Genomic DNA, 16,134 nt, shown 5'->3' on the forward strand with positions numbered 1-16,134 from the left:
CGAGATGACCCAGACCCCCACTGAGATCGAGAAGCACCAGTACGACGTCGTCATCGTCGGCGCCGGAGGCTCGGGGCTGCGCGCGGCGATCGCCGCGCACGAGGCCGGCGCGAAGGTCGCGGTGCTCTGCAAGTCCCTGCTCGGCAAGGCGCACACGGTGATGGCCGAGGGCGGCGCCGCCGCGGCGCTGGGCAACCTGTGGCCCGAGGACAGCTGGCAGGTCCACTTCCGCGACACCATGCGCGGCGGCAAGATGCTCAACAACTGGCGGATGGCCCAGCTGCACGCCCAGGAGGCGCCCGAGCGAGTGCTCGAGCTCGAGGACTGGGGGGCCCTGTTCGACCGCACGAAGGACGGGCTGATCTCCCAGCGCGACTTCGGCGGGCACCGCTACGCCCGCCTCGCCCACGTCGGCGACCGCACCGGACTGGAGATGATCCGCACCCTCCAGCAGCGCACGGTCCAGCTCGGCATCGACGTCTTCATGGAGTTCACCGTCACCGACCTGATGAAGTCGGGCGACGCGATCTCGGGCGCGTTCGGGTACTGGCGCGAGACCGGCTCCTTCGTGGCCTTCGAGGCGCCGGCGATCGTGCTGGCGACCGGGGGCATCGGCAAGAGCTTCAAGGTGACCTCCAACTCGTGGGAGTACACCGGCGACGGTCATGCGATGGCGCTGCGCGCCGGCGCGAAGCTCATCAACATGGAGTTCGTCCAGTTCCACCCCACCGGCATGGTGTGGCCGCCCTCCGTGAAGGGGCTCTTGGTCACCGAGTCGGTGCGGGGTGACGGCGGCATCCTGAAGAACTCCGACGGCAAGCGCTTCATGTTCGACTACATCCCGGAGTTCTTCAAGGCGGAGACGGCCGACAGCGAGGAGGAGGCCGACGGGTGGTACGACGACAAGAAGAACAACCGGCGTCCGCCCGAGCTGCTGCCGCGTGACGAGGTCGCCCGGGCCATCAACTCCGAGATCAAGGCGGGCCGCGGCAGCGAGCACGGCGGGGTGTACCTCGACATCGCCTCGCGGCGTACCCCGGAGTTCATCCGCAAGCGGCTGCCTTCGATGTACCACCAGTTCAAGGAGCTGGCGGACGTCGACATCACCGTCGAGCCGATGGAGATCGGGCCGACCTGCCACTACGTGATGGGCGGGGTCGAGGTCCAGCCGGACTCCGAGATGAGCGGCGTGCCGGGGCTCTACGCCATCGGCGAGTGCTCGGGCGGCATGCACGGCTCCAACCGGCTGGGCGGCAACTCGCTGTCGGACCTGCTGGTCTTCGGCAAGCGGGCCGGCGACGCGGCCGCCTCGTACGTCGCGGGCCTGGGCGGCGCGCGGGCCTCGCTGTCGGACGCGGACCTCGCGGCGGCGGAGGAGCTGGCGCTGGCGCCGTTCGCGGGCTCCGGGGCCGGCACCGAGAACCCCTACACCGTCCAGCACGACCTCCAGCAGACGATGAACGACCTGGTCGGGATCATCCGCATCCGCGAGGAGCTGGAGAGGTCGCTGGCGGAGATCGAGAAGCTGAAGGAGCGCAGCAAGCACCTCGTGGTCTCCGGGGACCGGCAGTACAACCCCGGCTGGCACCTCGCGATCGACCTGCGCAACATGCTGCTGGTCTCGGAGTGCATCGCGAAGGCCGCGCTGGAGCGCGAGGAGTCGCGCGGCGGCCACACCCGCGAGGACCACCCCGGCTTCGACGACCGCTGGGGCACGCTCAACATCGCGCTCTCCCTCAACGCCGCGGGCGACGGCGTCGAACTCGCCACCCAGCCGCTGCCGGTGATGCCGGACGACCTGGCCGCGTTCTTCGAGGAGGATCACTGACATGGGGTACACCCTGAAGATGCGCTTGTGGCGCGGAGACCAGTCGGGCGGCGACCTCCAGGACTACGACGTGGAGGTCGAGAGCGGCGAGGTCGTGCTCGACGCGATCCACCGGGTGCAGGCCACCCAGGCCGGCGACCTCGCGGTCCGCTGGAACTGCAAGGCCGGCAAGTGCGGGTCGTGCAGTGCCGAGGTCAACGGCCGCCCGCGGCTGATGTGCATGTCGCGCCTCTCCGACTACGACCCGGCCGAGACCATCACGGTGACCCCGATGCGCGCCTTCCCGGTGATCCGCGACCTGGTCACCGACGTCTCGTACAACTATGAGAAGGCCAAGGAGCTGCCCTACGTCGAGCTCCCGCCGCGCGACGCCGACGGCAAGCGCCGGATGATGCAGGAGGATGTCGAGCGCGGCCAGGAGTTCCGCAAGTGCATCGAGTGCTACCTGTGCCAGAACACCTGCCACGTCGTGCGTGACCACGAGGACAACAAGCCGGCGTTCGCCGGGCCGCGCTTCTTCCTGCGGTACGCCGAGCTGGACATGCACCCGCTCGACACCGTCGACCGCCGTCGGGTGACCCGCGAGCAGGCGGGCCTGGGGTACTGCAACATCACCAAGTGCTGCACCGAGGTCTGCCCCGAGGGCATCCACATCACCGACAACGCGATCATCCCGATGAAGGAACGCGTCGCCGACCGCACCTTCGACCCGCTGGTCTGGCTCGGCAACAAGATCGGCATCCGCGACAAGGACCGCGACTCCCGCGCCGAGCTCTGAGCGGGCGGCCGCTCAACCGCTCAGCCCCTCGACCGCTCAGCCCCTCAGCCGAGCACCGACTGCGGGCAGGGACTAGGGCTGGGGCGCGGCGCCGCTCTCCTGGTCGTCGTGATGGCCGAGGTGCTCGAGCCGGGTCAGACCCTTGCGCTCGGCGTCGCGGAACTGCACGTGCTCGGCATGCGCCTGGACGAGGTCGTCCGGAGTCGGTCGTCCGGCGGGATGGTGGTGGTGGCAGACCATCCAGCTGGTGCCGATGACCTGCTGCTTGGCGATCCGCCAGCATCCTGCGACGTGGCAGTTGTGCTTGCGGTAGACGCCGAGCGCGCCGCCGAGGATCGTCAGGCCGCCGATGTCGGCGCCGAGGCCGGACCAGAAGTTGTACCAGCCCTTGCCGTCGGTCCCGACCAGGTGGCCGATGCTCATCACCACGATCACAGAGCCGATGGTGCCAGCGCCCTCCCTCGCCCGCGCGCAGGCGCGACGCGGGCCGGCCGGTCGTCCCTCAGGCCCTGGCCGTAGCCCCCCGGCGTCGGTCAACGGTCGAGGGCCGTCAGCAGCCGGGCCCATGCCGGCACCAGGTGGCGCAGCTCGGTCAGGGAACGCCCGTCGAGGAAGGCCGCACACACGAAGCGACCCCGCTGCGCCACGAACCTGCGGGTGTACTCCGTCGACGACTCGGAGGCGTCATCGAAGACGTAGGAGTGCTGCATGTCGAGGGCCCACCCCGTCCATCCGTGGCGCGTGACCGCGGTGAGGGTTCCGACACCGCGCTCGCCGGGCGTGTACCGGCGGCCGCGCCCGTCCTCGAGGGCGACGCTGAAGACGCCGTCGTACCGACGGTGCTGGTGCCGTAGGTGGGCCACGAAGGCTCTGGCCGCCCGGGCGTCGCGGAACCTCGAGACCGCGACGTAGGCGCCCGCCGAGATGCCGTTGGCGCTCGCGATCCGCGCGCCCGCACGTCGGGCCGAGACGTTCCACGCTGTCCGCGGGACGCCTCGGCAGCTCGAGCCGCCCGGGCAGCGCTCGATCCCGTGGTGGAGCCCGGGCACGGAGCGGGCGACGCTCGCCACCGCGTGCTCTGCGGCCGGTCGGCTGACCGAGAGACGGCGGTGGCCGACGGCCCCGGCCCCGTGCAGGTCGGCGGCGCCGACCGGAGTGCGGTGTGCGGTGCACGCGGCGGTGGCCTGCGAGCCCAGCGCGAGCGCGAGCAACAACGTGGTGGCGCGGCACAGGGCCAGCGGCTTGGGCATCCCGAGAGTCATGGCCGGAGTCTCGCGGCCGGGGCACCGGCTCCGACACCCGTCTCCGGCAATCTGTGGATAACCGGCATCTCCGGCGTCCGCCACCGTCGGAAACCTCACAGGGGGTGGCTGGTCCGCGGGGCCGCTCCTACCCTTGCCAGGGTGAGCGACCAGGTGAACCGAGACGTGGCCGGAGGGCTGGAGGAGCCCGACCGGCTGCGACCCGAGTCCGGCTCGCTCGCCCTGGCGGCGCCCGCCGACGACTGGTCCCGCGCCGACTGGGAGAAGGCGGCGGCCGACGTGCTGCGCAAGGCCGGGCGGCTCGCCGACAGCGACCCCGACGACCAGGTGTGGGAGGCGCTGACCCGCACGACGTACGACGGCGTGCCGATCCCGCCGCTCGGCACTCCCGACCCGGCTCGCCCTCCCGCCTCCCCCCGAGCGGACCGGGTCGGTGGGTGGGACGTCCGGGTCCGGGCCTTCGACGGGTTCGACGTGGTCGCGGAGCTCGAGCGCGGCGCGACCAGCCTGTGGGTGCTGGCCGAGCACGTTGCGGCGGACGCGCTGCCGGCGTTCCTCGACGGGGTCCGCCTCGACCTGGCCCCGGTCGTGCTGGAGCAGCCGACGCTGACCCACGCCGAGGCGCTGGTGGCGCTCGGCCCCCTGCATCCCGACGCGAACCTGGGCGCCACCGCCGACGCCGACCTCGCCGACTTCGCCCGGCTCGCTCTCGACGCGGGGACGCGGGCGGTCGTGGTCGACGGCGTGGCCGTGCACGAGCGGGGTGCCTCGGACGCGCAGGAGCTCGGCTGGGTGCTCGCCCGCGGTGCCCAGGTGCTGCGCGCGCTCGAGGCCGAGGGCATCGCATCCGCCGAGGCCTTCGGGCTGCTGGAGCTGCGGGTCGCCGTCACCGACGAGCAGCTCCCCAGCATCGCCAAGCTCCGGGCGCTCCGCGTCCTGTGGGCGCGGGTCGCGGAGCTGTGCGGTGTGTCCGACCCGGGCACGCGCGTGCACGCGGTCACCAGCCGGCCCATGACCAGTGCCTACGACGTGCCCGTCAACCTGCTGCGGACCACGGTGGCGGCGTTCGCGGCGGGGGTCGGGGGCGCGGACGCGCTGACCGTGGTGCCCTTCGACGAGCCCACCGGTGAGACCTCGGCCAGGGGACGGCGACTGGCCCGCAACATCTCCGCGCTGCTCGTCGAGGAGGCCCACCTGGCCCGGGTCGCCGACCCGGCCGGGGGCTCGTACGCCGTCGAGCAGGTCACCGACGAGCTGGGCCGGGCCGCGTGGGCCGAGCTCGACCTGATCGAGACCGACGGCCAGGAGTCCTTCGACGCCCGGGTCGCGCAGGTGCGGGCGGCGCGGGAGGACGACGTCGCGCATCGGCGACGACCGGTCACCGGTCTCAGCGAGTTCGCCAACCCCGCCGACCTACCGCCGCCGCGGCGCAACCTGTCCTACCGCTGGGGGGCTGCCTTCGAGGCCCTCCGGGCCGACCCGCCGGATACGCACGTCTTCCTGGCCACGCTGGGCCCGGTCGCCGACCACTCGGCGCGGGCCGGCTTCGCGACCTCCCTGCTCGCGGCCGGCGGCGTCGCCGCCGACGCGTTGCGCGAGCACGCCGGACAGCGGGTCGTGTGCCTCGCGGGCACCGACACCGCCTACGCCCAGTGGGGAGGCGCGGAAGCCAGGAGGCTGCGCGACGGGGGCGCCGAGCGCATCATCGTGGTGGGCGCGCCGGCCGACTGGGCCGACGACTGGTGCGCACCGGGCATCGACGCGATCGCCTTCCTCGAGCGCACCCGGGAGGCGCTGCGATGAGCGTCCCGAAGACCTTCGCGGGCCTCCACCTCCGCGCCGACGGCCCCCCGCCGATCGGAGCAGAGCGGCAGGCGCCAGGTGCCGGATCCCGCCGTTCGGTGCCGAACGACAAGCCGTGGCGCAGCCCGGAGGGCATCGACATCAGGCCGCGGTACGACGAGGGCGACCTCGAGGGCCTCGACGCCCTCGAGACCTGGCCCGGCCTCACGCCGTACCTCCGGGGGCCCTACCCGACGATGTACACCACCCAGCCCTGGACGATCCGGCAGTACGCCGGGTTCTCCACGGCCGAGGAGTCCAACGCGTTCTACCGCCGCAACCTCGCGGCGGGGCAGAAGGGACTCAGCGTCGCCTTCGACCTGGCCACCCACCGCGGCTACGACTCCGACCATCCGCGCGTGCGCGGCGACGTCGGCATGGCGGGGGTGGCGATCGACTCGATCTACGACGCGCGCACGCTGTTCGACGGAATCCCCCTGGACACCATGTCGGTGAGCATGACGATGAACGGCGCGGTGCTGCCGGTGATGGCGCTCTACATCGCCGCCGCGCAGGAGCAGGGCGTCGAGCCGAGGCAGCTGTCCGGGACCATCCAGAACGACATCCTCAAGGAGTTCATGGTCCGCAACACCTACATCTACCCGCCGGCCCCGAGCATGCGCATCGTCGGCGACATCTTCAGCTACACCGCCGAGCACATGCCGAGGTTCAACTCCATCTCGATCTCCGGCTACCACATGCAGGAGGCCGGAGCGACCGCCGACCTGGAGCTGGCCTACACGCTCGCCGACGGCGTGGAGTACCTCCGCACCGGCGTGGCCGCGGGGCTGGACATCGACCGGTTCGCCCCGCGGCTGAGCTTCTTCTGGGCGGTCGGCATGAACTTCTTCATGGAGGTCGCCAAGCTGCGCGCGGCGCGCGCCCTGTGGTCGAGGCTGGTGCGCGACTTCGAGCCGCGCGACCCGCGCAGCCTGAGCCTGCGCGCCCACTGCCAGACCAGCGGCTGGAGCCTCACGGCGCAGGACGTCTACAACAACGTCGCCCGCACCTGCGTCGAGGCGATGGCAGCCACCCAGGGGCACACCCAGAGCCTGCACACCAACGCGCTCGACGAGGCCATCGCCCTGCCCAGCGACTTCAGCGCCCGCGTCGCGCGCAACACCCAGCTGCTGCTCCAGCAGGAGACGGGCACGACCGGGACGATCGACCCGTGGGGTGGCAGCTACTACGTCGAGCGGCTCACCCACGACCTGGCCGAGCGCGCCTGGGCCCACATCAGCGAGGTCGAGCAGGCCGGTGGCATGGCCCGCGCGATCGAGGAGGGCATCCCGAAGCTGCGCATCGAGGAGGCCGCCGCGCGCACCCAGGCACGCATCGACTCCGGCGCGCAGGCCGTGATCGGCGTCAACACCTACCGCCTCGACGACGAGGACCCGCTCGACGTGCTGAGGATCGACAACGACGAGGTGTACCGGCGGCAGCTCGCCAAGCTCGAGCGGCTGCGCGCCGAGCGCGACGACGACGACGTACGCAGGACCCTGCGGGTGCTCACCGCCACGGCTTCGGACCCGGCGAGCGGAAACCTCCTGGCCGCCGCTGTCGAGGCGGCTCGGGCGAAGGCGACGGTCGGGGAGATCAGCGGCGCGCTGGAGCAGGTGTGGGGCCGGCACCAGGCGCAGATCCGTACGATCTCCGGTGTGTTCAGGGACGAGGCGGGAGCCGCCGGCGACGACCTCGTCCGGCAGGTGCTCGACGCCACCGCGGCGTTCGCCGAGGCCGAAGGACGCCGGCCGCGGATCCTGATCGCGAAGATGGGTCAGGATGGCCACGACCGAGGGCAGAAGGTCATCGTCAGCGCCTTCGCCGACATGGGTTTCGACGTCGACGTCGGGCCGCTCTTCTCCACGCCGGAGGAGGTCGCCCAGCAGGCGGTGGACGCCGACGTGCACATCGTGGGCGTGAGCAGCCTCGCCGCCGGTCACCTGACCCTGGTGCCGGCTCTCACGCAGGCACTGGCCGAGCAGGGCCGGGGCGACATCATGGTCGTCGTCGGCGGCGTGGTCCCGCCTGCCGACGTGCCGGCCCTGGAGGCGATGGGGGCAGCCGCGGTGTTCCTGCCCGGCACCGTGATCGCCAGGTCGGCGCTCGATCTGCTGGCCCGGCTGCGGCAGCAGCTGGGTCACTAGGCGAGAAAGAGTTCGGTGGGTCACCAGTTCGACGGTGGTACACTCGAGACGTGCCCACCACGAAGCCGCGTCATCAGGTGACCGAGACCCCTGCGGTCGCTCATGCCCTGGATCTAGCCGCGCAGCGTTGGCCCGGGCACTCGCGCGGCGCGTTGGTGACGCTGCTGCTCGTGGAAGGCGCCAAGACCATCGAGGACGATCACGAGCAGGTCCGAGAGACGCGACGAGAGCTGGTGGACCGGCTCGCGGGGGGCTTCGACGACGCCTTCCCGAATGGCTTCTTGGAACAGCTGCGGCAGGACTGGCCGGAGTGATCGTGCTCGACGCCAGCGCGATCGTCGCGGCACTCAAGGGAACCGACGCCCATCACCAGCGAGCGTCGAGGATCCTCCAGGGTGACCGGCAGTTCCTGGCCCACGCCGTCACCTTGGCAGAAGTCCTTGCGGGCGGAGCCCGAGTCGGTCGTGCGGACGCCATCCGCGAGACGCTGGTCGGCCTCGGTGTCGCCGAGGCGGATCGCGTCTGCGACGAGGCGATCTCGCTGGCCCGCCTTCGAGCCGAGTCCAGGTTGCGCCTCCCCGACTGTTGCGCGCTCCTCGTGGCACAGGCCCACGGCGCCCCGCTCGCGACGTTCGACGAGCGTCTCGCCCAGGTCGCACGCGCTCGCGGGGTCACGGTCCTCGATGGAGCCGGCAGTGTCGATCAGTGATCTCGCGGACGAGATCCGGGACGGCCGTCGCGCGGCGGTGAGCCGGGCGGTCACCCTGGTCGAGTCCAGCCTTCCCGAGCACCGGCTCCAGGCGCGCGAGCTGATCGCCGGGCTGCCGGCGCCCGAGCGGCCGGCGGTGCGCGTCGGGATCTCCGGGGTGCCCGGGGTCGGCAAGTCGACGTTCATCGAGGCGCTCGGGATCCGGCTCACCGCCGCGGGTCACCGCGTGGGCGTGCTCGCCGTCGATCCCAGCAGCAGCCGCACCGGCGGCTCAGTGCTCGGCGACAAGACCCGCATGCCGCGTCTGGCGACCGACGAGCACGCCTTCGTGCGCGCCAGCCCGAGCGCCGGCACCTTGGGTGGGGTCGCCCGCGCCACGAGCCAGGCGATGCTCGTGCTCGAGGCGGCTGCCTACGACGTGGTAGTGGTCGAGACGGTCGGGGTCGGCCAGTCGGAGACCACCGTCGCCGGCATGGTCGACACCTTCGTGCTGCTGACCCTCGCCCGCACCGGCGACCAGCTCCAGGGGATCAAGCGCGGCATCCTCGAGCTGGCCGACGTCGTCGCGGTCAACAAGGCCGACAGCGTCGGTGGCAGTGACCGCGAGGCCGAGGCGAGGACGGCGGCGCGCGAGCTGGCCGGTGCCCTGCGGATGGTCCACGGCCGCGAGCGGGCCCCCGCGGTGGTCACCTGCTCGGGGCTGACCGGGACCGGGGTCGAGGCGGTGTGGGACCAGGTGCTGGCCCACCGCGAGTCCCTGGGCCCCGACGGGGTGGCCGGCAAGCGTGCCGAGCAGCAGCAGGAGTTCGCCTGGGCGCTCGTGCGCGACGAGCTCGAGCACCGCCTGCGCGCCTCCGAGGGAGTACGTCGGGTGCGCGCCGAGGTCATGCACCTCGTCCTGACCGGGGGACTGCCCGCCGTCGAGGCCGCCGACCAGATCCTCGCGGCGTACGACGGCGATGCGGGCCGGCCTTCGCGCGTGAACTAGCCTCGGCACCGACATGTCCAGGGAAGAGGCGCTCGCGATCGTCGAGACGGCGGTCGACAAGCGCGAGGATGAGCTCGTCGACCTGCGCCGCGACCTGCACGCCCATCCCGAGCTGGCCTGGCAGGAGCGCCGCAGCACCGACCTGGTCAGCCACCACCTCGACGAGGTGGGCTGGCGGGTCACCAGCACCGGAGACTCCGGCCTGGTCGCCGACCTCGGCGACGGCGAGGGCCCGCGGGTCGCCCTCCGGGCCGACCTGGACGCCCTTCCCGTCACCGACACGACCTCCGACCCCTGGCGCAGCCAGGTGCCGGGCGTGGCCCACGCGTGCGGGCACGACGTCCACACGACGGCGCTGCTCGGCGCCGGGCTGGCCCTGGCCGAGGTGCACGCCGCCGGTCGGCTGGCCGGCCGGGTGCGCCTGCTGTTCCAGCCCGGCGAGGAGGTCATGCCCGGCGGGGCCGAGCGGCTGATCGAGCTGGGCGCCCTGGACGACGTGGGCCGCATCTTCTGCCTGCACTGCGACCCCACCATCGACGTCGGGCACGTCGGGCTGCGCGAAGGGCCGGTCACCGGGGCCGCCGACGCGCTGGAGATCCGCCTCCATGGCGCCGGCGGGCACACCAGCAGACCGCACCTGACCGAGGACCTCACCTTCGCCCTGGCCAAGATCGTCACCGAGCTGCCCGCCATCCTGTCCCGCCGGCTCGACCCGCGCGTGGGGGTCAGTGTCGTGTGGGGGCGCCTCGAGGCCGGCCGGGCGATCAACGTGATCCCCGAGGCCGGGACGCTCGCTGGCACGGTGCGGATGCTCGACGCCGTCGCCTGGAGCGGCATGGAGGAGCGGATCTCGCGCCACGTCGCCGAGATCGTCGCGCCGTACGGCGTGGAGGCCGCGGTGACCTACCGGCGCGGCGTCCCCCCGGTCGTCAACGACGCGGTCTCGGTGTCTCTGCTGGGCCGGGCCGTCGCCGACATCCTCGGCACCTCGGGCCGCGTCCCGACCTCCCAGAGCCTGGGCGGGGAGGACTTCGCGTGGTACCTCACCCAGGTCCCCGGAGCCATGGGCAGGCTCGGCACCCGCGAGCCCGGCGGCCCGACGTACGACATCCATCAGGGCAACCTGCGCATCGACGAGGGTGCCACCGCGATCGGGGCGAAGGTCCTGGCCGCGGCCGCCGTCGGCGCTCTCTGACACCCCTGTCTCGACGCATCCCCAGCACGTCGTCGGGGGGTGGCGCCCTGGACACCCACGTGCACTAGGGTGAGCCGAACATTTCCCGCTCCTGGGGTGTGGGACGGATGAGGAGAGACCTTTGCGCCAGCCAATCAAGATCGTCGCCGCGCTCGGGGCGGTCAGCCTGCTGCTGGCCGGCTGCGGCAAGCCGAGCTCGAGTACGGCAACCACGGAGCCCACGAACTCCACCCCCACCAGCAACAGCACGTCGTCCTCGGGCGGCAGTCTCAACGCGTGCATGGTCCTCGACATCGGCGGTGTGGACGACAAGTCGTTCAACCAGGCGTCGTGGGCGGGCATGACCGCGGCCCACTCCGACAACTCGGGCATCAAGGTCTCCTACGTCCCGTCGGGCTCGCAGAACGACTACACGCCCAACCTCACGGCCGAGACCAACAAGGGCTGTGACACCGTGATCGCGGTCGGCGGCCTGATGTACTCGGCGGTGGCCAAGATCGCCAAGAAGAACCCGACCCAGCACTACGCCGAGATCGACAACAGCAACCAGGGTCTGAAGAACGTCTACGGCCTTCAGTACAACACCGCCCAGGGCGGCTTCCTCGGTGGCTACCTCGCGGCCGGGATGACCAAGACCGGCACCGTCGCGACGTACGGCGGCCTGAACATCCCGCCCGTCACGATCTACATGGACGGCTTCTGGGAGGGCGTGCAGTACTTCAACCACCAGAACAACAAGGACGTCAAGGTCCTCGGCTGGGACGAGACCAACCAGCACGGTGGCACCTTTGCCAACTCCTTCACCGACGCCAACAAGGGCAAGCAGATCACCCAGCAGTTCCAGCAGCAGGGAGCTGACATCGTCTTCCCGGTCGCGGGTGGCACGGGCGTCGGCTCGGCGGCCGCGGCGGCAGCCTCCGGTGGTCAGCTGAACGTGATCTGGGTCGACACCGACGGCTGCGAGAGCGTCTCGCAGTACTGCAAGTACTTCCTGACCTCGGTGACCAAGAACCTCACCGACTCGGTCAAGACGTACGTCGAGGCGGCGGCCTCGGGCAAGTACCCCAAGGGCAGCTACGTCGGCACGCTGGCGAACAACGGCACGGGCCTGGCTCCGTTCCACGACTTCGACAGCAAGGTCTCGTCGTCGCTGAAGTCCCAGCTCGACCAGGTCAAGCAGGACATCATCTCCGGCAAGATCAAGATCACCTCTCCCAGCCAGCCTCAGTGAGGCCGGCACGTTGAGCTAGGCCCCTGGGGGAGCACCGGCGCTCAGCCGGTGCTCCCCTCGGCATGAGGAGGTCTCGTTGTGAAGCTGGAGCTTCGCGGCATCACCAAGCGCTTCGGCGACCTGGTCGCCAACGACTCGATCGACCTCGTCGTGGAGCCGGGCGAGATCCACGCCCTGCTCGGCGAGAACGGCGCCGGCAAGAGCACCCTGATGAACGTGCTCTACGGGCTGTACCAGCCCGACGAGGGCGAGATCCTCATCGACGACAAGCCCGTCACCTTCTCCGGTCCCGGTGACGCGATGCGGTCCGGGATCGGCATGGTCCACCAGCACTTCATGCTGATCCCGGTCTTCACCGTCGCCGAGAACGTCGAGCTCGGTCACGAGCGCACCCGGTTCGGGTTCTTGAACCGCAAGGCCGCCCGGCGCGAGGTGAGCGAGGTCTCCGAGCGCTACGGCCTGCAGGTCCCGGTCGACGCTCTCGTCGCGGACCTCCCGGTCGGCGTCCAGCAGCGCGTGGAGATCATCAAGGCGCTGATCCGCGACGCCCAGGTGCTGATCCTCGACGAGCCGACCGCCGTGCTCACGCCGCAGGAGACCGACGACCTGATGGAGATCATGCGGTCGCTGAAGGAGGGCGGCACCTCCATCGTCTTCATCACCCACAAGCTGCGCGAGGTGCGCGCCGTCGCCGACCGGATCACCGTCATCCGCCGCGGCAAGGTCGTCGGCGAGGCGAGCCCGACCTCGACGTCCAACGAGCTCGCCTCGATGATGGTCGGCCGGCCGGTCCAGCTCGAGATCGACAAGGACGACGCGAAGCCCGGCGCCGAGGTGCTCACCGTCGACAACGTCCGCGTCGTCGACGAGGCGGGGCAGGTCTCCGTCGACGGGGTCAGCTTCTCGGTGCGGGCCGGCGAGATCTACGCCATCGCCGGCGTCCAGGGCAACGGCCAGACCGAGCTGACCGAGGCCCTGATCGGCCTGGAGAGGATCGAGTCCGGCTCGATCATGCTGGAGGGCCGCGACGTCACCAAGACCAGCGTCGAGGAGATCCTCGGCCTGGGCGTCGGCTACGTCCCCGAGGACCGCCTCCACGACGGCCTGGTCAGCAGCTTCTCGGTGGCCGAGAACCTCGTCCTCGACCTCTACCACCACAAGCCGTTCTCCAACGGCGTCTCGCTGGACCTCGACCGGATCCGCACCAACGCCGACGAGCGGGTCGCGGAGTTCGACGTGCGCACGTCGTCCATCGACCACTCCGCCTCCACGCTGTCGGGCGGCAACCAGCAGAAGGTCGTGCTGGCCCGTGAGCTGTCCAGGCCCCTGAAGGTGCTCATCGTCGCCCAGCCGACGCGTGGCCTCGACGTCGGCTCGATGGAGTTCGTGCACAAGCGGATCGTCGCCGAGCGCGACAACGGCGCGGCAGTGGTGGTGGTCTCGACCGAGCTGGACGAGGTGCTCGGCCTCGCCGACCGGATCGGGGTCATGTACCGCGGCAAGATCATCGGCGAGATGCCGGCGGGGGCGGACCCCGGGGCGATCGGACTGCTGATGGCCGGGCAGGCCGCCGACCACGAGGAGGAGGCGTCGTGAGCGACCAGACCGCAGACCCGGCCGCCGACCCCCAGGCCGCCCTGGCCACGAGCGAGGAGCCGGAGGGCGAGCCGCGCGGCTTCTGGGCGAGGTACGCCCGGGCCAGCTCGCTGGTGGTGACCCTGCTGGCGTTCGTCACGGCGATGATCATCGGCGGCATCCTGATCGCGGTCGCCGACCCGGCGACGCAGGACGCGAGCCACTACTTCTTCCAGTACCCCTGGGACACCTTCCACTACGGCTTCGCGGCCATCTGGCGGGGTTACGTCGCGCTCTTCCAGGGCGCGATCTTCGACCCGCACACGGCTGCGAAGGGCACCTGGGCCGGCTACGTCAACCCGGTTTCGGAGACCTTGACCAACGCCACCCCGCTGATCCTGGGCGGCCTGTCGGTCGGCCTGGCCTTCCGGGCCGGGCTGTTCAACATCGGCGGCCAGGGCCAGGTCATCATGGGCGCGATCTGCGCCGGCTTCATCGGCTTCCACTACCACCTGCCACCGGGCATCCACCTGCTGCTCGGCATCCTCGCCGGCATCGTCGGCGGCGCCGCCTGGGGCGGGCTCGCCGGGTTCCTCAAGGCCAAGACGGGCGCCCACGAGGTGATCACCACGATCATGCTCAACTACGTCGCGGTGTACTTCCTGGCCTACCTGCTGTCGGTCAAGGGCTTCCAGGCCCCGCCGTACGGCCAGGCGATCTCCAACCAGGTCTACAAGAGCGCCCAGCTGCCGCCCCTGCTCGGCGGCAGCGTGCGCGTCCACGGCGGCCTGATCCTGGCCCTGCTCGCGGCGTGGTTCGTGCACTGGCTGCTCACCAAGAGCACGCTCGGCTTCCGCCTGCGCGCGGTGGGCGCCAACCAGTTCGCGTCCCGCACCGCCGGGATGAACGTCGAGCGCAGCTACATCATCGTGATGCTGCTCTCCGGCGCCTTGTGCGGACTCGCGGGGGTCAGCCAGATCCTCGGCACCAACAGCCAGATCACCGGCGACATCGACGCCGGGATCGGCTTCGACGCGATCACCGTCGCGCTGCTGGGCCGCGCCAACGCCAAGGGCATCGTGGCCGCCGGCCTGCTGTTCGGCGCGTTGCACGCCGGCGGCACCCAGCTCCAGTCGTCGACCGGGACGCCGATCGACCTGGTCCAGGTGATCCAGTCGCTGATCGTGCTGTTCATCGCCGCACCGATGCTGGTCCGCGCCATCTACCGCCTGAAGGGGTCGACCTCCGGGGTCGCCGGCGAGCTCGCGAAGGGGTGGAACGGATGAGCGCCGACGTGGCCGCGGCCGAGCAGCTGGTCGTCGAGACCAAGGTGACCCGGGCACCGGTCTCCTCCGCCCAGCGGTACGGCGCAGCAGGCGTGCTCGTCGCGATCGGCCTGCTCACCATCTGGCGCTTCGGCATCCACGGCCACCACCACGAGGAGGCCAGGCTCCAGCTGGGCGCCTCCCACACCGCTCACGTCCCGCACTTCTCGCTCCCTGCGGCCCCCGTCGCCTGGGGGGTCGGGGTCGTGATCATCCTGCTCGGCCTGCTCTGGCTGGCCGTGCCGCGGCGCCGGTTCTTCGGCGCCCTGATGGGGCTCGGCATCCTGCTCTTCGTCTTCGCCCTCATCTGCTGGCTGGCCTCGGCCAGCTCGTTCGCGTTCATCGACATCGTGGGGCTCCTCTTCAGCTCCATCCAGCTCGCCGTGCCGCTCATCCTGGGCGCCTTGGCGGGCGTGATGTGCGAGCGGTCCGCGGTCATCAACGTCGCGATCGAGGGGCAGATGCTGGCCGGTGCCTGGGCGGCCGCCCTGCTGGGCACGCTGGTCGGGACCACCGCCGGCCTGCTGTCCGGGGCGCTCGCCGGCGCACTGATGGGCGCGATCCTGGCCGTCTTCGCCATTCGCTACCTCGTCAACCAGGTCGTGCTCGGCGTCGTGCTCAACGTCTTCGCGGCGGGCCTGACCGGGTTCGCCTACGACGCCTTCATGCAGCCGCACGCCGAGTCGCTCAACCAGCCGCCGCTGATGGACCCGGTGAAGATCCCCCTGCTGGGCGACATCCCGGTGATCGGGCCGTTGCTGTTCGACAACATCGTGCTGGTCTACATCACCTACGTGCTGATCCTGCTGGTGGACATCTGGCTCTTCCGCACCCGGTGGGGACTGCGCACCCGGGCGGTCGGGGAGCACCCGAAGGCGGCCGACACGGTCGGCATCAAGGTGCTCGCGATGCGCTACCGCAACGTCATCATCGGCGGGGCGATCGCCGGGCTGGGTGGCTCCTACTTCGTCTTCCAGGTGGGCCAGTTCCAGAAGAACATCACCTCGGGTCAGGGGTTCATCGCCTTGGCGGCGGTGGTCTTCGGCCGCTGGAGCCCTCGCGGCGCGGTGGGGGCGGCACTGCTCTTCGGCTTCGCCTCGGCGCTCCAGGTGACGCTGTCGATCAACGCGACCTCGATCCCGTCCAACGTCGTGGCGATGCTGCCCTACCTGGCCACGATCCTGGCCGTGGCCGGGCTCGTCGGGAAGGTCCGCGCCCCGGAGGCCGACGGCCAGCCCTACGTGAAGAGCTGAC

14 protein-coding genes are annotated in these 16,134 nt (G+C 71.1%); 12 read left to right on the forward strand and 2 right to left on the reverse strand.

All coding sequences use genetic code 11. The features are described from left to right. Positions 1-4: 4 nt before the first annotated feature. The gene (locus tag VHW64_RS17695; protein ID WP_329651894.1) at positions 5-1,828 is read left to right on the forward strand and encodes a fumarate reductase/succinate dehydrogenase flavoprotein subunit; all 1,824 of its coding nucleotides are present in this window, start codon (positions 5-7) and stop codon (positions 1,826-1,828) included. Position 1,829: 1 nt separating this feature from the next. Next, positions 1,830-2,606: a succinate dehydrogenase/fumarate reductase iron-sulfur subunit gene (locus tag VHW64_RS17700; protein ID WP_329651895.1), complete on the forward strand. Its 777-nt coding sequence runs from the start codon at positions 1,830-1,832 to the stop codon at positions 2,604-2,606. A gap of 72 nt (positions 2,607-2,678) precedes the next feature. On the opposite strand, the gene VHW64_RS17705 is transcribed toward VHW64_RS17700, so the two are convergent. Next, entirely contained in the window at positions 2,679-3,029 is a 351-nt protein-coding gene (locus VHW64_RS17705; RefSeq protein WP_329651896.1) for a hypothetical protein, read from the reverse strand. A 110-nt stretch (positions 3,030-3,139) separates the two neighbouring features. Beyond that, positions 3,140-3,868 (reverse strand): hypothetical protein, encoded by a 729-nt coding sequence (locus VHW64_RS17710; protein ID WP_329651897.1) that lies wholly within the window; start codon positions 3,866-3,868, stop codon positions 3,140-3,142. Between the two features lie 141 nt (positions 3,869-4,009). On the opposite strand from VHW64_RS17710, the gene VHW64_RS17715 reads away from it, so the two are divergent. The 10 genes from VHW64_RS17715 (at position 4,010) to VHW64_RS17760 (ending at position 16,133) form a co-directional block, all read left to right on the forward strand. Next, entirely contained in the window at positions 4,010-5,671 is a 1,662-nt protein-coding gene (locus tag VHW64_RS17715) for a methylmalonyl-CoA mutase family protein (protein ID WP_329651898.1), read from the forward strand. Further along, entirely contained in the window at positions 5,668-7,857 is a 2,190-nt protein-coding gene (gene scpA / locus VHW64_RS17720) for a methylmalonyl-CoA mutase (RefSeq protein WP_329651899.1), read from the forward strand. Before VHW64_RS17715 ends, scpA begins: the two co-directional genes overlap by 4 nt. A gap of 50 nt (positions 7,858-7,907) precedes the next feature. Next, complete coding sequence (locus tag VHW64_RS17725) at positions 7,908-8,171, forward strand: hypothetical protein (RefSeq protein ID WP_329651900.1); 264 nt, start codon at positions 7,908-7,910, stop codon at positions 8,169-8,171. Then, on the forward strand, positions 8,168-8,566 hold the full coding sequence (locus VHW64_RS17730; protein ID WP_329651901.1) for a type II toxin-antitoxin system VapC family toxin: 399 nt from the start codon (positions 8,168-8,170) through the stop codon (positions 8,564-8,566). The genes VHW64_RS17725 and VHW64_RS17730 overlap by 4 nt, the downstream gene beginning before the upstream one ends. Next, the gene (meaB, locus tag VHW64_RS17735) at positions 8,541-9,554 is read left to right on the forward strand and encodes a methylmalonyl Co-A mutase-associated GTPase MeaB (protein ID WP_414690529.1); all 1,014 of its coding nucleotides are present in this window, start codon (positions 8,541-8,543) and stop codon (positions 9,552-9,554) included. Before VHW64_RS17730 ends, meaB begins: the two co-directional genes overlap by 26 nt. A 13-nt stretch (positions 9,555-9,567) precedes the next feature. Continuing rightward, positions 9,568-10,749, forward strand: a complete 1,182-nt coding sequence (locus VHW64_RS17740) for an amidohydrolase (protein ID WP_329651903.1) — start codon at positions 9,568-9,570, stop codon at positions 10,747-10,749. Between the two features lie 121 nt (positions 10,750-10,870). Next, positions 10,871-11,980, forward strand: a complete 1,110-nt coding sequence (locus VHW64_RS17745; RefSeq protein WP_329651904.1) for a BMP family ABC transporter substrate-binding protein — start codon at positions 10,871-10,873, stop codon at positions 11,978-11,980. A 78-nt stretch (positions 11,981-12,058) separates the two neighbouring features. After that, positions 12,059-13,576, forward strand: coding sequence for an ABC transporter ATP-binding protein (locus tag VHW64_RS17750; RefSeq protein WP_329651905.1), 1,518 nt, complete (start codon positions 12,059-12,061; stop codon positions 13,574-13,576). Next, entirely contained in the window at positions 13,573-14,841 is a 1,269-nt protein-coding gene (locus VHW64_RS17755) for an ABC transporter permease (RefSeq protein ID WP_329651906.1), read from the forward strand. The genes VHW64_RS17750 and VHW64_RS17755 overlap by 4 nt, the downstream gene beginning before the upstream one ends. Continuing rightward, positions 14,838-16,133 carry an ABC transporter permease gene (locus VHW64_RS17760; protein ID WP_329651907.1) on the forward strand — a complete coding sequence of 432 codons (1,296 nt, stop codon included), beginning with the start codon at positions 14,838-14,840 and terminating at the stop codon, positions 16,131-16,133. The genes VHW64_RS17755 and VHW64_RS17760 overlap by 4 nt, the downstream gene beginning before the upstream one ends. Position 16,134 lies beyond the last annotated feature (1 nt).

It is taken from the genome of Nocardioides sp. (assembly GCF_036267815.1).
GTDB lineage: Bacteria > Actinomycetota > Actinomycetes > Propionibacteriales > Nocardioidaceae > Nocardioides.